We start from the raw sequence: 19031 nt of genomic DNA, 5'->3' as shown, positions 1-19031 counted from the left end.
GAGTTGAGCCGTCATCGACCGGAAATGCGTACTGTCGCCCGCGCATGTCGGCCTGGAAATCGCGGTATTGGACGTGTCCCCGCGCCAGGAAGCGCCGTTCACCGGCACGGCGGTCAGACGCTCAGTTCCCGGAGGTCACCCCGTACGGGCCCGGTGCCGAGGCGGATGCCGTACTCGGTCGCGATGATCGCCCGCCACCTCCGCGCCGGCCACGGCCGTACGCCGACCGTCGCCGCGACGTCCTCGTCCGGGGCGCCGAACACGCTCTTGCCGACCCGGGACAGCAGCGGTCATGCGGTCGGGGTGGCCCGTCAACCGGCCGTACGCGTCGTGCGTGACGACGATGTCCGGACGGTGCGCCCCATGGCCACCGCCCCTTCGTCCGGCGTCCGGCACCGAGGTCAGCGCCTCGGGCCCCCGAGGGCGTAGACCGCCGTGCCGAGGACGGCCAGGACGAGAGCCGTCCAGGTCCCGGCCGCGGTGCCGGACGGCAGCAGCATCCAGGTCAGCACCTGTGTCGTCCCGTCCGACGAGGGCGGGACGACGAGGGCGGTCGACAGCCACACGAACGGCGGGAGCCACGCGTACCGCGCCCCGCACCAGGCCGCCCCGAGCGCGGCCAGCCCCATCAGCCCCGCGCTGTTGCGCACGGCGAAGGAGGCGGAGGCCGACTGCCCGCCCAGCGTCTGCGCCGCCAGCAGCACCGAGCCGATGAGCACGCCGCAGAGCAGCACATGCGCCGCCCTGCGGGGCATCCAGCGGATCCCGGCCGTCCGGTCCAGCGCGAGATCCTGCCCGCCGAGACCGGCCGAGAGCGCCGCCGCCCCCATGGCGAGGACGAGCGTGGACAGCCGGGGATCCGCCGGCCCCCCATCGGCGGTCCGGGCGAGCGCCCACACCGCCGCCGCGCCGGCCGTCACCACGGCGAGCGAGGCGGGCGCGTGCCGCGAACGCGCGTACAGCGTCAGCCATCTCACCGCGGCGCACCGCCGTTCAGCACCGTGAGCGCGTCGGCCGAGCAGGAGACCGCGGCGGCGTGCGCGGCACCGATCCGCTTCCGCTGCTCGGACGCCGGCAGCGCGTTGAACCTCTTCCACACCGGCCCGGCCAGGTCGGCCTGGTGCCGCGCGGAGTGCATGGTCCCTTCGAGCGGCACAGGCTCCTCCCCGAGGGCCCAGGCCGCCGCGATGCTCTGCGCCGCGGCATCCTCCTGCGTGCCGCTCTCGGTGTCGCTGCGGGGGTGGCACACGGGAACCATGCCCTGGGCGACCAGGGCCCGGGTCAGCCGCTCGCCCCCGGCGTCGCCGATCACCCTGTCGTCGAAGTCGACGAGCACGGAGTCGCGCGACCGCTCCGGCGTCGCGCTGAGCGCCCGCAGCGCGGTGGTCTCACGGACGGAGACCGGAGCCCGGTCGCCCAGGGCGTCGCGCAGTACGCGCAGCGCCTCCTCGCCGGGACCCGTCAACTCGTCGAGCCGCTCCCGCCGGAGGGCCGTCACACACACCGGGCCCTCGCACACCCGCTCGGCCGCCGCCCGGTCCAGGACATAGGTGTCACGAGGATCGGCCGGAAGCAGCAGCATGGCGAGCGCCCCGCCCGCCAGCAGCGGAGTGAGGGCGAGCAGCCGCGCGCGCGGGCCGGCGGCGGCGAGCAGCGCGAGGCCCGTCGCGGCCATGCCGAGCAGCCAGACCGTCTGCCCGAGGTGCACCGGGACGGAGAGCGTCAGAAGCGTTTCGCGTACCTCCGACACCGTCGGCGACAGCAGGGAGAACCGGTTCGACACGGCCACGGAGACCGGCACCGCGTCCTGCGAGGTCTGGGTCTGCCGCAGAGAACTCGTCAGCAGCAGAGCGGCCACGGCCAGCGCGGGCGGAGTGAGGACGGAGGGCAGGGCCCGCGCGACCCCCATGCCCAGAACCGCCCCCGCGCCCAGCGCGAGCGCCCCCACCAGCGAGATCGGCAGCCACCCCGGATGCGTGTAGGAGGCGTCGCCCGCGAGCACCCGCACCGCGCCCAGCAGGACGAGCAGCGCGAAGGCCGAGAACAGCGTCAACGCCGTCGTGCCCGCGAGGGCGGCCGCGCGGTGCCGCTCGGGCCTCGGAGTGCTGGTCAGCAGCTCGGCCATCCTCGAGCGCCGGTCACGCAGCCCCTGGAGCGCTCCCAGCCCCACGGCGAGCGGCCACAGGAAGACCAGCAGATGACGGGTCCACAGGGCCATGGAGGTCCACTGTCCCGTCCACAGCGCGCCGCCCTTCCCCCACGGACCGGGAACGAGATGCAGAAACGCGAGCGCGGCCACCAGGACGACGGCCCCGGCCCACGGGGCGACGGACCGCCTCAGCTCGATGCGCAGAATACGGAGATTCACCAGGCACCCCCCGCCCGTACGGGGTCCTGGAGCAGCGCCGAGTAGCCGCGCTCCAGCGGGCTGTCGCCCATGTGCTCCGGGCCGCCCGCGGCGGCCAGCTCGCCCGGGGTGCCCTGGAAGACCAGCCGCCCCTCGGCGAAGAGCACCACATCGGTGCACGCGGCGGCCACGTCCTCCACCAGATGGGTCGAGACGACGACACAGGCGTCCGTCCCCAGCTCCTGGAGCAGTTCACGCAGGCGCAGCCGCTGCGCCGGATCGAGCCCGACCGTCGGTTCGTCCAGCAGCAGGATCGGCGGATCGTTGACGATGGCCTGCGCGATGCCGACCCGCCGGACCATTCCGCCCGACAGGGTCCTCATCCGCGCGTCGGCGCGGTCGGCCAGCCCGACCCGCTCCACGGCACGCTGCACCGCCCCGGGTATGTCCGCCTTGGGCACCTCCTTCAGCCACGCCATGTACTCGACGAACTCGCGCACGGTGAAACGCTTGTAGTAGCCGAACTCCTGCGGCAGATAGCCGATCCGGCGGCGCAGCGCACGGTGCTCGCCCAGCCCTCCGGCGGCCTCCCCGAGCAGCTCCAGCTCACCTCCGGCGGGGCGCAGCACGGTGGCCAGCGCCCGGATGAGGGTGGTCTTCCCCGCCCCGTTGGGGCCGAGGAGACCGTGTACGCCGGTGCCCAGCGACAGGTCGAGCCCGTCGACCGCCATCCTGTCTCTGCCGACCCTGACCTTCAGACCGGTCGCCCGGATCTCCCAGGCGTAGGCCGTGGGGGCGATGTCGGCCCTGCTCACTGCGGGCATTGCGCGGTTCCTCTTCTCACGGGGTTCTCTCAAGCGGTTCAAGCGGTTCAAGCGGTTCAAGCGGTTCAAGCGTCGGGGGAAGGGGGTCAGCGGTGGGCTCCCAGCACGGTGTACGCGCCTCTGCGCGCGATCACGACGCCGACGCCGAGCGCGAGCAGCAGCCCCCACACCGGCAGTCCGTCCGTCTGGAGCGTGACGGCCGTACGGCTGGTGGCCAGGGTCGGAGCCACCACCACCGCGGCCCACGCGGCCACCAGGGCGACGGCCGCGCGGCTCACGCCGATCACCCCGCCGAGCGCCAGCGTCAGCGAGGTGAAGGCCAGGCAGGGCAGCAGCCACTGCACGGCCGTCACCCCCGTCGCCCAGCCCCCCGCCAGCAGCGCCGGGATCACCACGGCGAGCGCGGAGGCGGTGCGCCGCAGCACCAGTTGCAGCCCCGCCCTCGGGGTGGCGGCCGTCAGTTCGTACGCCGGATCCAGGCCGCGCGACCACGAGGCCGCCACCCCGCACACGGGCAGGACGGGAGCGAGCAGCAGCACCAGGGACACCTGGCCGGAGACGGGTCCCGCCAGATCCAGCAGGAGCGCGAGCAGCGTCACGGCGAGCACCATGGCCAGCCACGGCGTCATCGCGGGCGTCGTCCACGCCGAGAGCCGCGCCCTGAGCCGGCGGGCCGGGGCCGGTGCCGGGACCGCCGAGGCCAGCTGGTGTTCGAGATCGGACCAGACGGCCTCGGTCAGCGCCGCCACGGCGGGGGCCTCGGCGGTGACGGCCGCCGACAGCCGGTCCCGGCAGGCCCGGCACCCCTCCAGATGGGCCTCCAGGGCCCACACCTCGTCCACGGCGAGCCCCGTGCCGCCGCGCGCGTACCCCTCGATGAGCCGCACCGACGCGTGTGACGTGTGTGATGTGTGTTCAGGGTTCATGCCAGCGCCTCCCGCATCACGGTCCGGGCCCGGCGGGCGCGGGTCTTGACCGTTCCCTCGGGCAGCCCGAGCAGAACGGCGGTCTCCCGGACGGACATCCCGTCGAGCACCATGGCCTGAAGTACGTCCCGGAGCTCCGGCGCGAGACACCGCAGCGCGTCCCCGACGTCCCCGCCGACGGTGGCGACCAGCGCGACCTCCTCGGCGGCGGGTGCCACGGGGTGGGGAGCGGCGGCGGGCGGCGGCTCCGCGTGATGGGCCCTGCGCCGGAACGCGTCGACGAGCCGGCGGGCCGCGATCGTCCACAGCCAGCCGACGGCCGTACCTCCGGCCCCGGCCCCGGTGAAGGAACCCGCCGCCCGCCACACGGCCAGATACGTCTCCTGCATGACCTCGGCGACGATCTGCTGATCGGCGCAGCGCCGCCCCAGCCGTACCGCCAGCCACGGCGACGTACGCCGGTACAGCTCCTCGAAGGCGGCCCGGTCGCCCCGGGCCACCCTCCGTAGGAGGTGCTCCTCGTCCATTTCCTGCGGCGCCGCCGCCCCAACCCGTTTCACACCTGCTAGACGCGCGGCGGGAGCCGCGGGTTTTCCTCAGAGAGTGATACGGGTCACCTCAGGGTCGGCGCGTGTGCGTGCCCGGATGATCGAGGCCGCGATCGGAACGACCGAGCGGGTGTACGAGACGCCCGCTCGGTCGTTCCACTGTTCTGCTTTGAAGCTCAGCCGGCGGTCTCGGCGGTCTCGGAGGCGTCGGAGGCGTCGGCCGTCAGGGATGTCAGCAGCTCGTTGAGCCGCGCGACGAACGCGGTCGGCTCTTCGATCTGCGCGGCGGCGGCGAGGACGGACTGGTCGAACAGAATGTGCGCCCAGTCGCGCAGACGGGGGTCCTCCTCCTCGCGGTTGAGCCGCTCGACCAGCGGGTGGTGGGGGTTGATCTCCAGGATCGGCTGGTGGGGAAGGCCCGAACCGCGCATGCGCTGCATGACGGTGAAGTCGGTCTCCACCCCGTCGGCGACGATGCAGGCCGGGGAGGTGGTCAGCCGGCTGCTCACCCGTACGTCCCAGGCCTTGCCCGCCAGGTGCGCCTTCAGCCGGCCGAGGAGCGTGGCGTAGTCGGAGCCGGCCTGGTCGGCGGCCTCCTTCTCGCCCTCGTCGGCCAGCTCGCCGAAGTCGGCAGGGCCCTGGGCGACGGACTGGAGCCGCTTGCCCCGGTACTCGCGCAGCGGGCCGGAGACGACGAAGTTGTCCACCGCCTCGCCGAGCAGGAGCACTTCGATGTCCTTGGCGCGGAACGCCTCCAGGTGCGGGCTCGCCGCGGCGGCGTCATGGCTGGGCGCGAGCGCGTAGTAGATCTTGTCCTGGCCCTCCTTCATCCTGCCCACGTAGTCGCTGAGCGAGACGTCGGCGTCCTGCGAGGCCGAGCGGGTGGAGGTGAAACGGAGGAGTTCGGTGATCTCCGCCCGGTGGGCGGGGTCGTCGGAGACGCCCTGCTTGAGCACTCCGCCGAACTCCTTCCAGAAGTCGGCGTACTGCTCGGGCTTGCTCTCCGCCAGCTCCTTGAACAGCCTCAGCACCCTCTTGACCGCGCTGGACCGGATGTGGTCGACGGCCTGGCTGCCCTGGAGGATCTCCCGGGAGACATTGAGCGGCAGATCGGCGGAGTCGACGACTCCGCGCATGAACCGCAGATAGTTGGGCAGCAGCTGCCCGGTGTCCTCAAGGATGAAGACCCGCCGGACATGCAGCCGTACGCCCTGGCGCGCCTCGGGGACCCACAGATTGTGCGGCGCGTGGGAGGGCACGTACAGCAGCAGCGTGTACTCGTACCGCCCCTCGACCTTCGTGTGCACGTAGGCGAGCGGATCGGAGTAGTCGTTGGTGAGGTGCCGGTAGTACGAGTGGTAGTCCTGCTCGGTCAGCTCGCTCTTGGGGCGCGCCCACAGGGCCGACGCCTGGTTGACCGCGGCCTCGTCCTGCCCGAGGACGATGGGCTGGCTGATGTGGTCCGAGTACCGCTGGACGATCGAGCGCAGCCTGTGCTCATTGAGCAGTTCGTCCTCGCCCTCGCGCAGTTCGAGCACGATCGTGGTGCCGTGCTCGGCGCGCTCGACGGCCTCCAGCGCGTATTCGCCCTTGCCGTCCGACGACCAGCGCACGCCCTCGGACGAGGGCAGTCCGGACCGGCGCGTGGTCAGCACCACGCGTTCGGCGACGACGAACGCGGAGTAGAAACCGACGCCGAACTGGCCGATCAGCTCGACGTCCCGGCGCTTGTCGCCGGTGAGCGCCCGGAGGAACTCGGCGGTGCCCGACCGGGCGATGGTGCCGATGTTCTCCATCACCTCCTGGCGGCTCATGCCGATGCCGTTGTCGGCGATCGTGATCGTGCCCGCGTCCTTGTCGAAGGTGACATGGATCCGCGGCGCTTCGTCCTGTTCGTCGCCGGCCGGCTCGGGGGCCGAGTACCGCTCGAACCGCAGCCGGTCGATGGCGTCGGACGCGTTCGAGATCAGCTCGCGAAGGAAGATCTCCTTGTTGCTGTAGAGCGAGTGGGCCATCAGATGGAGAATCTGGGCCGCCTCGGCCTGAAAACTGTACGTCTCCGCACCCGACGTCAATGTCATCGTTTCCCCCTCGCGCCATGGTCAAAGAATCCGATCAAGAGTAGGAAGCGCCCTGCCGCATGGTCAACAGAGTGTCGCCGGGCCGTGACCCCGGGTCGGCCCGGCTTCCGCTTCTCTTCCCCCGGTCCCGTCAGGTCACCAGCGCGCGGCCTTGGCATGGAAGGTCAGCCCCGGCCACGCTTCGACCGGCGTGTCCGAGCGTACGATCCGGCCCGGGCACAGGCCGCGTTCGGCGAGCCCTTCGACGATCTTCGGGATGGCCGCCAGCGTCGTCCGCAGACCGTCGTGGAGCAGGATGATGCCGCCCGGCCGCACCGTGAGCGCGTTCGCCACGACGGTTTCGGTGGGGATGCCGCTCCAGTCGACCGTGTCGGCCGTCCAGATCACCTCGGTCATCCCGAGCCTGGCCGCGTCCTGCCGAGTCCGCGCGTCGGTGCTCCCGAACGGCGGCCGGAAGAGCTTCGGCGCACGTCCCGTCTGCGCCCGGACCAGGCGGCTGGTGTCCCGCAGTTCCGCGAACGCGGTGGCCGCGTCGAGCCCGACAAGGTCCGGGTGGGTGTACGAGTGATTCCCGATCTCGTGCCCGCCGGCGGCGATCCGCCGCGTCCCCTCCGGCCGCGCCTCGGCCGCCCGGCCGACCACGAACCAGGTGGCCCGGACCCGTCCGGCAGCGCGCAGCGCCTCCAGATACTCGGCCGTCGTCTCCGTCGGACCGTCGTCGAAGGTGATGGCCACATACCCCCCGGAGCAACGGCGCTCGGAGTCGGCCTGCGCGGTCCCCGGCGCCAGCGCGAACGACGACATCAGGGCCGCCAGTGCGGCACCGAGCCATATCCGCGATCCGCTGTGCTTCTTCATTCAGGGCATCCTCTCGATCGACCGTCTCGTGCGTCCGTGCGAACCCTGACCGCGCACCATTGAACGTGAGTGGGCGGTGCGGTGGAGAGCAAACCCCGGATCTCACAGGGCAGTGGCCCGGCTCGTCGCCCGAATGGGCAGGCGATCGCGCGCCCGCCCGGAAAAGCAGCAGGCGGACCGGGGGCTGTCCCGGCCCGCCTGTCGCAGGGCTCGCTTCTAAGGCTGTGTCCGAGCCTTGGGGTATCTACTCAAATTCGGCCAGCAGTTCGATCTCGTGGACTCGCTGGGCGGTCGGCCTGACCGGCTTCCACGGCTGGCAGTGGTGTCCGGCCGTGGCCGGCTGGGGCATCGGCCGGGGGCGGCGACGGCCCGGCATGGTCGAGTCGGGCCGCCTGTCCTTCCTCGGCCGGCGGATGTCGTGCTGGATGTGTTCGTTCTCCATCGGATTCATGGGTGAAACTCCTTTGGCTTTCTGTTTCGATTCGCTGTTCCTCGATCCCCGGCGCCTGCTGCACGCTGCGATCGCCCTGGGTGCACGTCATGAACTCGACGTGAGGAACCGGTACTTCGGCGACCGAACGGATCGGTGTGGGGTGGGTATTGGAAGACTGGCAGATTGCCGGTGAATCACCAAACGGCGAACGTTAGTTGTCCGTTACTCGATACCCCGTACCCCGTGTCATGCTCTTTCGTTGGAATCAACGACACAGGCGGTCGCGGCTCGCTGCCGCGAAAATGACGTGGAGCTGATGGATGTGGAATTTCGTGTACTGGGTCCGGTCGTCGTGCTGCGGGAGGGGCGTCAGGTCGCACTGAATCCGAGACCGCTCCAACTCCTCGCCGCCCTGCTGCTGGCACCCGGCCATCGCGTTTCGCATGCCACGGTCACCCGCTTCCTGTGGCCGGGAGAGGAATCGAATGCCAATCGAATTCGCCAATGTTTCCATCAATTAAGGCAGTCTGTTCCAGAAATCTCCCAGCGGAACGAACGCGGGATCTGCCAGATCCAGGTCGACCCGGAGAGCTCGGACCTCGCTCGCTACCGGGGACATCTGAGTGAGGCGGCGGCAGCGAAGACCGTGCCGGAACGTCTTGTGGCGCTCCGGGCCGCACTGGACGAAGTGCGGGGAGTGCCGTTGGAGGACCTGCCCGGCGAGGGATTCAAGCAGAAGCGGGCCGAACTCCTCGAAGAGGTCCGGGAGACCACGGTCTCCTGTGTGCTCGCCGAGCTGGAGTGCGGAAAGGCACGGGCCGCGTGCGACCGGGCCGCCAGGGCGCTCATCGACTGGCCGGAGTGCGAGCCTCTGCTCGAACTCCAGGTGAGAGCTCTGCGGGCCCTGGGCAGAGAGGATCTGATCGGACCGCTCCTCGTCCGCTTCGAGTATCGGACCGGCCGTTCCGCCACCCATCTGCTGCTCGCCGGTACGGCACAGGGCGGGGGCCCGGGCGGGGACGTGATGGGCCCGGCTTCCGCACCGGTCCCGTCGAAACCCCGGCAGCTTCCCGCGCAGCCCGTGAAACTGGTCGGCAGACAGGCCGAGTTCGAGAAGATCGAGCAGGCCGTCCTCGGCCGGACACCGGGATGCAGCAGGGTCACCGCGATCGGCGGCATGCCGGGAGTGGGAAAAACCTTTCTCGCGGTGCGGTCGGCCGAGCTGGTCGAACGGCACTTCCCGGACGGCATCCTCTACGCCGACCTCCGCGGAAGCTCGCCCGGGGGGCCGGAGAAGCACGAGCGGATCCTGGTGAGAATCCTGAACGACCTCGGTGTTTGCCCGGAGACTCCGACGCTGGACGGAATGGTCTCCGCGTACCGCACCGCGTTCGCGCACCGCGCTGTTCTGCTGGTGCTGGACAACGCGCTGAACGAGGACCATGTCCGCCCCCTCCTTCCCGGCTCCGGGGCCAGTGCGGCGATCATCACCAGCCGTCGCCAGCTGCACGGGCTCGCGATCCGGGAGGCGGCCCAACTGGTGGACCTCGCCCCACTGGACCCTCATGACTCCGCCGAGCTGCTGCGGATCGGACTCGGTGAGGACCGCACGCGGACGGCCATGCCGTTCATTCCCGAGCTGGTCGAACGCTGCGATGGTCTGCCCCTCGCCCTGGGGATCACAGCCGCGCGGATCGCGCGCCGTCCTCCCCAGGCGATCGGGGGCATCGTCCGGGGACTACGACGGGAGAGCACCCGACTGCGTGCCCTGGATCTGGGCTCGGAGAGTCTGAGCGTCCGGCTCTCCCTGGAGACCTCCGTCGAACAGCTGTCGCCGCTCGCCGTGCGACTCCTCTGGCAGCTCGCGGTCCACCCGGGGCCGACGGTCAGCTGGGAAGCGCTGCGGTCGCTCGAACCGGAAAGGCGGGACGCCACCTCCGACGCGTTCGACAGCTTGACCGATATGCATCTGGTGGGCGAACAGGCCTCCGGGCGTTACTTCCTGCACGACCTGATCCGCCTCTACGCCCGTGAGCTGGCCAACCGGCAGGACGAGGTCGAACGCGCCACCGTGATGGAGCGGGTGCTGAACTTCCTGCTGCACCACGCCTGGGCCTGTGACCGCAAGCTCGCCCCGGGCCGACGGCTGCCGATCGGCCAGGACGCGAGCATCGAGATCGAAGCTCCGAGCAGCGTGGCGGCCGCGATGTCCTGGTTCGAGGCCGAGTACCCGACACTCACGGCGGCGGTCGAAACGGCACAGAGGCGCGGACTCGACCGTTACACCTGGCTGCTCTCCATGACTTTGGTGACCTTTCAGTGGCGCACCCATCGTTATCTGGACGCACTCACCTTGTTGACCAGCGCGCTCGCAGCCGCGGAGCGGGAGGCAGATCTGGCGGACGTGGCCATGGTCCATCGGATGCTGGCCGGGACCCATCGCGGTCTCCGCAACCCGGGACAGGCCCTGCGGGAGCTGCGGAGCGCGGTACGCGTCAGCGAGGAGGACAGGGACACCTTCAGCGCGGCGCTGGGACGGCACTGCCTCGGTGTCATGCTGCGGGAGACTGGCGCACCGGTCGAGGCGCTGACGCACTTCACCGACGCGCTCTGGGCCTTCGAGCGGCTCGGTGACACTCTGGGGCAGGGAGCCGCCCTGAGCGGGATCGGGAACGTCCACTACGACGCCGGGCGTTACGACGAGGCCCTGGAGCACTGTCTGCGCTCGCTGGCCCTGCTGGACCCCACGGACGACTTCAACGGCCGGGCGTACGCGCTGTTCAGCCTGGGCCGGATCCGGGTCGCGATGGGGGAGCACGGGGCCGCAGTCGCGGACTTCGAGCGGGCCTGCGAGCTCTACCGGACACTGACGTACGACAGCAGGGAGGCCAGGACGCTGATTTGGCTCGCCGAGGCGCTGGACGGGGCGAGCCGGCACCACGACGCGTCGAAACCGCTTGAACGGGCCCAATTCCTGCTGGAGCGGCTGGGCGAGGGCGACATCGACGCGGCCGTCGAGCGGGAGAGGAACCGCCCGTGAGGGTCGCCGGGGCCGGGGGGATCAGGAGTCGTCGGGGCTGCCGGGCCCGGCAGCCCAGGAAGGCAGCGGCAGGACGTACTCCTCGGCCTTCTCCGCGAGGTGGAGGGGGAGCGGCTTGGCGAGCGCGTCCTGGTAGTCGGCCGACTGCCGGAGCTGGTGGGTGAGCAGCGCGTAGGCGGCGGGCTCGTCGCCGTCCTCGCGGTGGCAGCCGAGCACGGCGATCTCGGAGAGGTGGGGGTTCCAGGCGGGCACATCGGTGTCGATGGTCGGCTCGCCCTTCCGCAGGCCCTGGGAGAGCGGACGGGGTGTGAGCTTGTCCGCCTGGACGGCGCTCTTCTTGAACTGCGAGGCCTTCTCCGTGGTGCTGTGGAAGACCCTCGGATCGTCCCCGGCCCCCGGCTCCGGGCCCCACAGACCGGCCCCCAGACCGTTGGCGCCGCTGGGGCTCCCGGTCCCCCACCACGGGGGAGTCTCCGCCGCCTCGCCGCCGTCGTCGCGCACGCGTACCAGCCGCAGATCGGGGTCGAGACCCGCGGGCGGGGCGTGGCCGGAACCGAGGAGGTCCCGGTCCACCCGGCCGTCCTGGAGCCAGGTCCACAGCGAGCGGAGGTTCTGGGCGTGGGCGAAGAGCACCGTGGGGGCGGAGCGCAGCGTCGGCAGCACATGCTGGAGAAAGCCCTCCATCGCCCTGCGCCGCTCCTCGTGGAGCCGTGTGCCCCGGTGCCGGCCGGCGTCCGTCGTCTCATCCGCCTCGTCCGCCTCATCCGCCTTGTCCGTGTCGCCCTCGGCCCTGGCCTCGGCCTCGGCCTCGGGGAGACACGCGGCGAGTTCCCGCAGACACTCCTGCCCCGCGCCACGGGTGAGCCCGGCCAGCATGACCGGGTAGGGCACCCAGTCGGCCTTCTCCAGGTCCCAGCCGTGGACCCGGGCCCGCCCGCTGCCGTCGCCCTCGGGCGTCATGAGCAGCGCCACCGGCAGCGGATGCGCCAGGGCCGTACGCGTCGGCCCGTCGCCGCGCCGCTTCACCGCCCACACGGCGGCGTACCGCAGCCCGCGCGGCAGCAGCTCGCCGAGCGAGTGCTCCGGCAGCACCCGGACCCCCAGCTGTCTGAAACCGTCGAGCCAGCCCATGCGGGCGCGGTGCGGGGCGTCCTTCTCGGTGTTGTACGCCGCGCCGCTGTTCTCCCTGCCCCTGCGGGGGACCCGTACGAACTGGCTCACCACCCCGGCGTCCGCGCAGCCGAGCCGCAGGGCGTACTTGGGGTCGGAGTGCTCGGGGGTGAAGACGCCCCGGTCGATCTCGACGAGGGCGAGACCGGGGCGGTCCGGCAGCGCGCCGTCCTTCGCGAGCCACTCGGCGACGGCGCGCCTGCGGTCCACGACGCCGTTGACGAAGATCTCCGCGGCGGTACGGCCCCTGTCCAGGGCGAGGCCGTCGCCCAGGCCGCCCAGCGGGAGGCAGCGCAGCCGTACGGTCAGTTCGGGCGTACGCCACTCCAGGACGACGGGACGGCCCGGACCGGCGTCGTCGTACACGGCCTCGGACTCGGCGTCGTACAAGTCCCCTGAATCCCTCGAATCCCTCGAATCCCTCGAATCTTCCGAGTCGTCGGGGGCCTCGGGGTCTCCGCCGTCCCCCTTCAGCCCGAGCAGACCGGTCAGCGCGGCGACGGCCTCCTTCCGCATCCGGTGAGTCGTCCACACCAGCCGCGCCGTGAGCACCGGCGGCCCGCCGTCGCCCGCCGGGCCGTCCCCGTCCCCGTCCCCGTCCCCGTACCCCTCCTCGGTCAGGAAGCGCACGGCGGAGGCGAGCGCGAGCCGCCGGCCCTCCGGTGTGCGCCCCTCCTCGGTGCTCCTGGGCTTCGGGCGGGGGTTGAGGGGGAGAGGGGCGCCGACGGTGTTGCGGGGCAGCGGGGGCAGGGGGCGCAGCTGGGGCGGGAGGGCCTGGCAGGCCCAGGCGAAGAGCTGGGAGCGCTGGTGGGACATGAAGCCGCGTTCCACTTCGTGGGTGCCCATGGCGGTGCTGTGGACGACGGCCGCGCGGACCCCCGGCCCGTCGCCCAGATACGCGGTCGGTCGGGTGAGCAGCTCCTCCGGGGAGGGCAGCGGCGACGGCTGGTTGAGGGTGAGCGGTCGCAGCAGTCCGGCCGGGTCGTTCTCGTGCCAGACATGGGTCCGCGCGCTCCGGGACCATGCGAGGCGGGCGGTCGTGTAGCGGCCGGTGAGCGGTGCGCCCGGCAGCCAGGGCACCGGGCAGCGGAGGTAGACGGAGGTGCGCCGTCCGGGCGGAAGGTACAGCCTGCCGGTCTTGGCCGAGGGGTGTGTGGCCCAGCGCCGTACGCCGAAGGAGAGATGGATCCTCGGCAGCGGGTCGAAGGGCGCGGTGTGCAGCGCCAGCCGGATCACCACCGACCACCACCAGGTCTTTCCCCCGCCGGGATGCGGCAGGGCCTGGGACATCAGCTCCGCGCCCCGGTCGTGGCGGCCCCGGGGGACGGCGTGGAAGCGCAGCGGGCCCTTGCCCGACTCGTACGGCGGCAGCCGCTCGATGCGCCGCGCGAGCCAGTCCGTGGTCAGCCGGTACTGGTACGGCCGGGGCAGTGCGGTGCCTCCCTCGCTGGTGGGGCAGCCGAGCAGATCGATCTCCGTCTCGTGCCAGACCGGAGGGTCGCTCCGCAGCTCCCGCAGGGTGTCGGCGAGCTCCCGCGGGGCGGGCTCCCTCGGCAGGGTCGCCGCCCACAGATTGATCATGCCTTCCAGCGCCCCGGGCGGCAGCGGGTCGGGGACGTCCTCCGGGACGAGGAGCCATGGGTCGTGCGCCGGCGCGGCCGGATCGCTCCCGAAGGGCCGGGGGAGTACGCAGAGTTCCGGGCAGAGGGTGCCCAGGGAGCCTTCCAGCCGTCGGGTGGGAACGGTGCGCCAGGGCGTGGCCCCGGCGGGGAGCCCGTGGTTGACCAGCCGGAGCAGCGCGGCGTTCCACTCCTCGGGTCTTCTCATGGCGCGGTAGCGGGCCGTGAGCGGTCCCGCCTCCGGCGCGGGCCGGACGGCGGCGCGGTCGACGAGGGCGTACTGAAAGCCCATGGCTGCCTCCTGAGGGTGTGGTTACGGGGCCGGGGACGGTCGCCGGGGCGGCGGCTCGGCCAGGAGCGCGGCGAGCGCCTCGTAGAGGGGCTCGTACAGGGTGCGCACCAGCTCCGCTTCCGGGCCGGTGCGCTCGGTGAAGTACGGCTCCAGCACCTCGCGCAGCCGTGGCAGCAGCCCCGGTTCGCCCGGTGCGCGCCGAGGAGTGCGGCCGGCGGAGTCCCCGTGCGCGGCGGCGAGAAGGGGGGCGAAGGCGGCGTCGACGAAGACCACGCGCGCGGGGACCCCGCCGCGTACCAGCCGGCCGATCACCTGCCAGATGGTCACGAGCTGGTCCCAGGCGAAGGAGACCTTCTCGTGCTCCTCCAGCAGTGAGAAGACATAGTGGCGGGAGACCAGACGGCGCCATTCGGCGCGCGCCCGCCGTCTGAACTCCTGTCCGGCCTCGTCCAGTCCGGCGGCCTCGGCCACGAGTCCGCCGAAGGTGCCGCCGTGGACATCGGGGTGGTTCCGGATGAAACGGCAGGCCCAGTCGTTGATCGCGAACACCGACAGATAGATGTCGTCCGCGCGGGGGTGCGGCCGGGTCAGGAAGAACACGGTGCCGAAGGCCGCCTTGCCGTCCTTGTTGAGGATGTTGTGTCCGCGCTCCACGGCCAGCAGCGGGGCCACCAGCAGCTGTGCCTCGGGATCCATGGCGAAGGAGGCGAGGTCGCCGCGGCGTACCGAGGTGACCGAGGTGAAGGCGGCGCCGTCCTCGGCCACCGCCTGGTTCGTCTCCGTCAGCTCCGTGTCGTCGGCGGTCAGCACCCGCACCCGGTTGTGCCACCGCTGCATGGAGTGCAGCTGCTCGGCGACGGCCGCCGCGTCCCGGTAGCTGCCGACCAGCAGCAGCGCCCGGTTCCGCGACGGGTCGGTGATCTGCTTCAGCTCTTCCTCCAGCGGGCTGGCCACCCCCAACCGGCCGCCGTTCGCAAGGCTGCTGACCATCTCGGTCAGCGCCGCCGGCCGCTCCTTCAGCTCTTTGCCGGAGAGGCTGAGCGCCTCCCCCGGGTTCTCCGGTTTGTAGAGGAAGCCGGTCCGGAAGACCGTCTGCCTGATGGCCTCCCGGGCCTCCTCGGTCGGTTTGAGGATCGCGCCGACGGGGGCGAGTACATGTGCCCTGGTGGATGTTCCGGCCCAGCTGGTGCCCGACATCAGCAGTACGCGTGGTCCGCCCGCGCCCGGCGGGCCGCCGCCGTTGCCCAGCCTGGGCAGCCCCAGCAGGAGTTCACGGCCGATTCCGGCACAGCGGAAGAACCGCAGGGTCCCGCTGAGCGGTCCGTGCTTCTCGTCGGCGTCCCGGCCGAGCTTGTCCACGAGGTACTGGAAGCCCAGCACATTTCCCATCGGGGACTCGGGGATCAGGGGCGCGTAGTCCAGCGGGGGCTTCCTGGACAGCTCGTTCCCGGTGGTGTCCAGACGCAGCGCGGCCTCCACCTGGGGCCACAGCCGGGTCAGCCGGTCGAGCCGCCGCTCCAGCGCGTAGAGGAGAAGTGTGAAGGACAGCCTGCTCACCGCGCGCCTGCGCCAGCGCGCCGAGCCCGGGACGTCGGCCGGGTCGATCCGGCCGCCGGCGGGGGGCTGCCGGGGCGTCACCCGCCCGTCGAGGCAGGGCGAGCCCTCAAGCAGCCGGTCCAGCAGTCGCGCCACCCGGTCGCGGGACTTCTTCTCGTCCAGACCGTGCAGCAGGTCGTTCACGCACTCCAGCAGCAGCCGGGCGTCACCCCGGTAACTGTCCTTGTTTCCCAGCGGATCGTCCCGCGCCAGGTCGAGCAGGGCCTGCACCTCGTCGCGCCGCTCGGCCCAGGGCTCCTCGCCGGGCAGGAAGCGCGGGAACGCCTCCTCGTCGCCGGCCGGTTCGTCGTCCTCGTACAGCAGCCGCTCGTCGGGTGTGCCGTCCGGGTCCTCGGCGGCACGCGGTGTCGGGAACCACTCGGCGAGCAGCTTCTCCTGGAGCGTCCAGGTGTTGAAGTAGTCGATGTCCACCCAGGCGCGCAGCCCGGGGTCCGTGATGAGGGGGGCGTAGATCCGGTTGGTGGCGGCGACGACGATGCCCAGGGCGGCGTCCCAGCCGGCGATGTCGCGGTCGGTGAGCTGAAGCCGTCCCTGCTGGGCCAGTTCGTCGATCTTCTTGGTCTGCACCCGGTCCAGCCAGGAGTCCGAGAGCCCCTGGGTGACCAGGGTCGCCGACGGGGCGAAGATCTGGTCGAAGGTCATCTGGACGCGGTCCGCCTCGTCCACGACGACGATGTCGGAGCGCAGACAGACGAGTTCCAGCTGCCGCAGCCGCTCCTCGTTGAGATGGGCGGAGACCGAGGTCGAGACCAGACTCCAGGGGTTGGCCACCCAGATCTCGGCCGTCACCTGCTCCCGGGCCGCGCCGTGCCGGGGGCAGCCGCTCCACAGCGGGCAGCCTCGGCCCTCGCCGTCGAGCACGGCTTCGGGCCGCTCCTTCGCGGGGGCGGCGCGGCGCTCCTTCCGGGCTTTCCCGCGGTACGAGGGAGGCTCGCCCGGCGGCCCCTCGGCCTTCCCGGTGTTCTCTCCGTCGCCCTCCGGTTCCGGGCCCAGCGGATGGAGCCCGGAGCACGGTCCGTCCGCGTAACGCAGGGGTTCGGCCGTCCCGTCGAGGAGGGCGTCCACGACGCACACGGTGCTCAGATCGTCGAAGCCCGGCCCGTCGTGGAGCAGCAGATTGCGCTCCCCCTGGGAGGCGAGCCTGCGGTGCAGCCGCTGCACATGCGTCTCCCGGGTGGTCGGTCCGAGCACCGGCACGGCCCGCAGCTCCAGCGACCGGAAGGTGTCCACCAGCCGCAGCTGCTCGGCGACGTCGCCGACGACCAGGGTGGTCCGGAGGGCCCGGGAGCCTTCCGGTTCACCCCGGGTGGCGGCCCAGACGGCGATGAGGATCATCAGGGTCGACTTGCCCGCGCCCACCATGCCGACCAGATGCAGCAGCTCGTCCAGGAGCAGATCACCGCCGTCGCGGAAGCCGTCCCCGTCCCGGACGGCCAGCTCCAGACCGCTCCAGCGGTCCAGCCAGTCGCCTTCGATCCGTTCGTCCATCCAGCGTGCGGTGGCGGCGAGTTGATCCAGCGGAATGGCCAGGGGGCCGGAGCCGCCCCGGCCGTCGCCGTTCGTGTTCAGCGGATGTCCGGGGGCCGGCTCCCCGATCAGCTCGGCGGGAAGGGTCACCTTGGTCGGCCCGTTCCGGTCGGCGAAGGCGTGCCGGCCCGCTCCGGCGAGCTTCAGCCGGCGTGGCGCGAAGGCGGGGATCTCGTCCAGCGCGGCGTCGTACTTCTCGAAACGCCAGGCCGCGACGGCCGGTTCGACCTGGCGGAAGGGGCCGTCCCCGTCCGTGATCCGGTAGCCGCGCAACCGCTGGGGCAGCTGCCGGTAGATCTCCAGATACTGCTGCCACAGCCGGTGGCGGCGGAGCGTCCACAGCCGGTGCCGGGCCGCCGCGAGCATGGTCTCCTCCTGCTTCCCGATCGTGATTCCGGCGGCCCGGGCGAAGGGGTAGCCGCCGAGGAGCACCCAGGCGTCCCGGGCCGGGCGCAGCGGATCGAGACGTTGCAGCAGACGCAGGGCTAGTTCGATCTGGGCGAGTTGGACGGGCTTGACGTCGGGCTGGTCGATCAGCACCTCGTCCCAGCCGGTGAGGCCCCTGGTGATCTCCAGATGCCAGGTGTCACGCTCACGCATCGACGCCGCTTTCTTCACGGTCCCCGGACGCCGCCGGTCGCGGGCGCGGCTCCGCCCGGCGCAGCACCTCGCTCTCCGACAGCAGAGTCAGCTCCCCGGCCGCCGGGGGACGGTTGCGGTGGAAGACGGCGAGATAGTCCGCCCGGGCCGTGACGCGATGGTCGGGGACCACCCAGAACGCCTCGTCGTACGCCGGTTCCGGGCGCACGGGCGCGGCGGTCCTGGCCAGCAGCGCCGGGTGCGACCAGTCCTTGACGTCGAGCGCCCAGACACGGCCGTCGGGAAAGGTCACCCGCATCGTGTACGCGAGGGTGGGGGGCCACATCTCCACGGTGACGCCGGGCCGGCGCAGCCCCGCCTCCAGCTCCAGCGCCGCACGCCCGGGCCGGGCGACGAACTGCCGCAGCGGGCGGTCCAGCTGGACGAGGCCCGCGCACCGCTCCGGCTCGATGATCCGGCCGATCGGCGGCTCCGTGCCCCGGGTGCGGCAGGAGTCGCGCTCGCACCACCACCCCGTATCGGCCACCGGGGTCAGCAGGGTGCCGCAGCGCAGACACTGGGCACAGCCCAGCCCCGGCCGCAGGGAGCCGGGTGGCGGCTCCTGGTAGAGATCGCCGAGGAAGTCGCGCAGCTCCATCAGAAGCGGATCGCTGATCACGGAGAACCACTCGGTGTGCGTGAGCACCGGCCGCTCGACCAGCAGCCGCCGGAAGGCGGTGTAGGCCTCCGGGCTCAGCTGACGGCACCTGTGCAGCGCCCAGCTCATGGCTTCGCGGTCGTGTCTGCGCGCCGGACTGTCGGCGCGGTACGCCCACCACTCGCGGACCAGCTCCGTCGGCAGCCCGCTCTCCTCGTCCAGCAGCCGGTCGTCGGGGCCTGCGGCATCGCGGGGCAGGTCCAGGGGCCAGCTCGCGAGCGGTCGCTCGCCGCACCATTCGAGCAGCTCCGGGACGGAGCGCGGCGGCTCGGCACCCCGCCGCAGACAGGCGAGGACCGTGTGGTTCAGGGCCCGCTGGGCGTCGGCGGGGTAGGGGAGACGGAAGGAGTCGAGATCGGTCTCGTCCTCCAGGGCGACGACGGCGTCGGCGAGCAGACGGAGCAGGGCGACGCCCCGGTCGTTCTCCCAGCCCGCTGTGGACTCCACGGCCG

General features: G+C 72.0%; 13 protein-coding genes. 1 reads left to right on the top strand and 12 read right to left on the bottom strand.

The genetic code is table 11. The features are described from left to right. Positions 1–113: 113 nt before the first annotated feature. The 9 genes from ABD371_RS21595 to ABD371_RS21555 form a co-directional block, all read right to left on the bottom strand. Complete coding sequence (locus tag ABD371_RS21595) at positions 114–263, bottom strand: hypothetical protein (RefSeq protein ID WP_344479294.1); 150 nt, start codon at positions 261–263, stop codon at positions 114–116. Positions 264–401: 138 nt separating this feature from the next. Beyond that, complete coding sequence (locus ABD371_RS21590) at positions 402–977, bottom strand: hypothetical protein (RefSeq protein ID WP_344479292.1); 576 nt, start codon at positions 975–977, stop codon at positions 402–404. Then, positions 974–2368 carry a hypothetical protein gene (locus ABD371_RS21585; protein WP_344479290.1) on the bottom strand — a complete coding sequence of 465 codons (1395 nt, stop codon included), beginning with the start codon at positions 2366–2368 and terminating at the stop codon, positions 974–976. Before ABD371_RS21585 ends, ABD371_RS21590 begins: the two co-directional genes overlap by 4 nt. Next, positions 2365–3171 (bottom strand): ATP-binding cassette domain-containing protein, encoded by an 807-nt coding sequence (locus ABD371_RS21580; RefSeq protein ID WP_344479289.1) that lies wholly within the window; start codon positions 3169–3171, stop codon positions 2365–2367. Before ABD371_RS21580 ends, ABD371_RS21585 begins: the two co-directional genes overlap by 4 nt. Positions 3172–3257: 86 nt before the next feature. Beyond that, complete coding sequence (locus ABD371_RS21575) at positions 3258–4097, bottom strand: zf-HC2 domain-containing protein (RefSeq protein ID WP_344479286.1); 840 nt, start codon at positions 4095–4097, stop codon at positions 3258–3260. Continuing rightward, the gene (locus ABD371_RS21570; protein ID WP_344479285.1) at positions 4094–4624 is read right to left on the bottom strand and encodes an RNA polymerase sigma factor; all 531 of its coding nucleotides are present in this window, start codon (positions 4622–4624) and stop codon (positions 4094–4096) included. The genes ABD371_RS21575 and ABD371_RS21570 overlap by 4 nt, the downstream gene beginning before the upstream one ends. A gap of 197 nt (positions 4625–4821) precedes the next feature. Then, positions 4822–6726, bottom strand: coding sequence for a molecular chaperone HtpG (gene htpG / locus ABD371_RS21565; RefSeq protein ID WP_344479283.1), 1905 nt, complete (start codon positions 6724–6726; stop codon positions 4822–4824). A 135-nt stretch (positions 6727–6861) separates the two neighbouring features. After that, positions 6862–7584, bottom strand: a complete 723-nt coding sequence (locus ABD371_RS21560) for a polysaccharide deacetylase family protein (RefSeq protein ID WP_344479281.1) — start codon at positions 7582–7584, stop codon at positions 6862–6864. Positions 7585–7828: 244 nt separating this feature from the next. Beyond that, the gene (locus tag ABD371_RS21555; protein WP_344479279.1) at positions 7829–8035 is read right to left on the bottom strand and encodes a hypothetical protein; all 207 of its coding nucleotides are present in this window, start codon (positions 8033–8035) and stop codon (positions 7829–7831) included. A gap of 298 nt (positions 8036–8333) precedes the next feature. On the opposite strand from ABD371_RS21555, the gene ABD371_RS21550 reads away from it, so the two are divergent. Beyond that, a complete protein-coding gene (locus tag ABD371_RS21550) occupies positions 8334–11057 on the top strand; it encodes an AfsR/SARP family transcriptional regulator (RefSeq protein WP_344479277.1) in 2724 nt (907 codons plus the stop codon). A 21-nt stretch (positions 11058–11078) separates the two neighbouring features. Here the strand turns inward: ABD371_RS21550 and ABD371_RS21545 are convergent, their stop codons facing one another. Genes ABD371_RS21545 through ABD371_RS21535 form a run of 3 tightly spaced genes read right to left on the bottom strand, consistent with a single transcriptional unit; the run spans position 11079 to position 19026 of the window. Beyond that, on the bottom strand, positions 11079–14138 hold the full coding sequence (locus ABD371_RS21545; RefSeq protein ID WP_344479276.1) for a pPIWI_RE module domain-containing protein: 3060 nt from the start codon (positions 14136–14138) through the stop codon (positions 11079–11081). 21 nt (positions 14139–14159) lie between these two features. Further along, the gene (locus ABD371_RS21540; protein WP_344479274.1) at positions 14160–17882 is read right to left on the bottom strand and encodes a pPIWI_RE_Z domain-containing protein; all 3723 of its coding nucleotides are present in this window, start codon (positions 17880–17882) and stop codon (positions 14160–14162) included. Then, positions 17875–19026, bottom strand: a complete 1152-nt coding sequence (locus tag ABD371_RS21535; RefSeq protein ID WP_344479273.1) for a pPIWI_RE_Y domain-containing protein — start codon at positions 19024–19026, stop codon at positions 17875–17877. Before ABD371_RS21535 ends, ABD371_RS21540 begins: the two co-directional genes overlap by 8 nt. Between the last annotated feature and the right edge of the window lie 5 nt (positions 19027–19031).

The organism is Streptomyces amakusaensis (assembly GCF_039532665.1).
Classification (GTDB): Bacteria; Actinomycetota; Actinomycetes; order Streptomycetales; family Streptomycetaceae; genus Streptomyces; species Streptomyces amakusaensis.
Note: the sequence above shows the minus strand (reverse complement) of the source record. Positions and strands in the feature narration are given on the sequence as shown.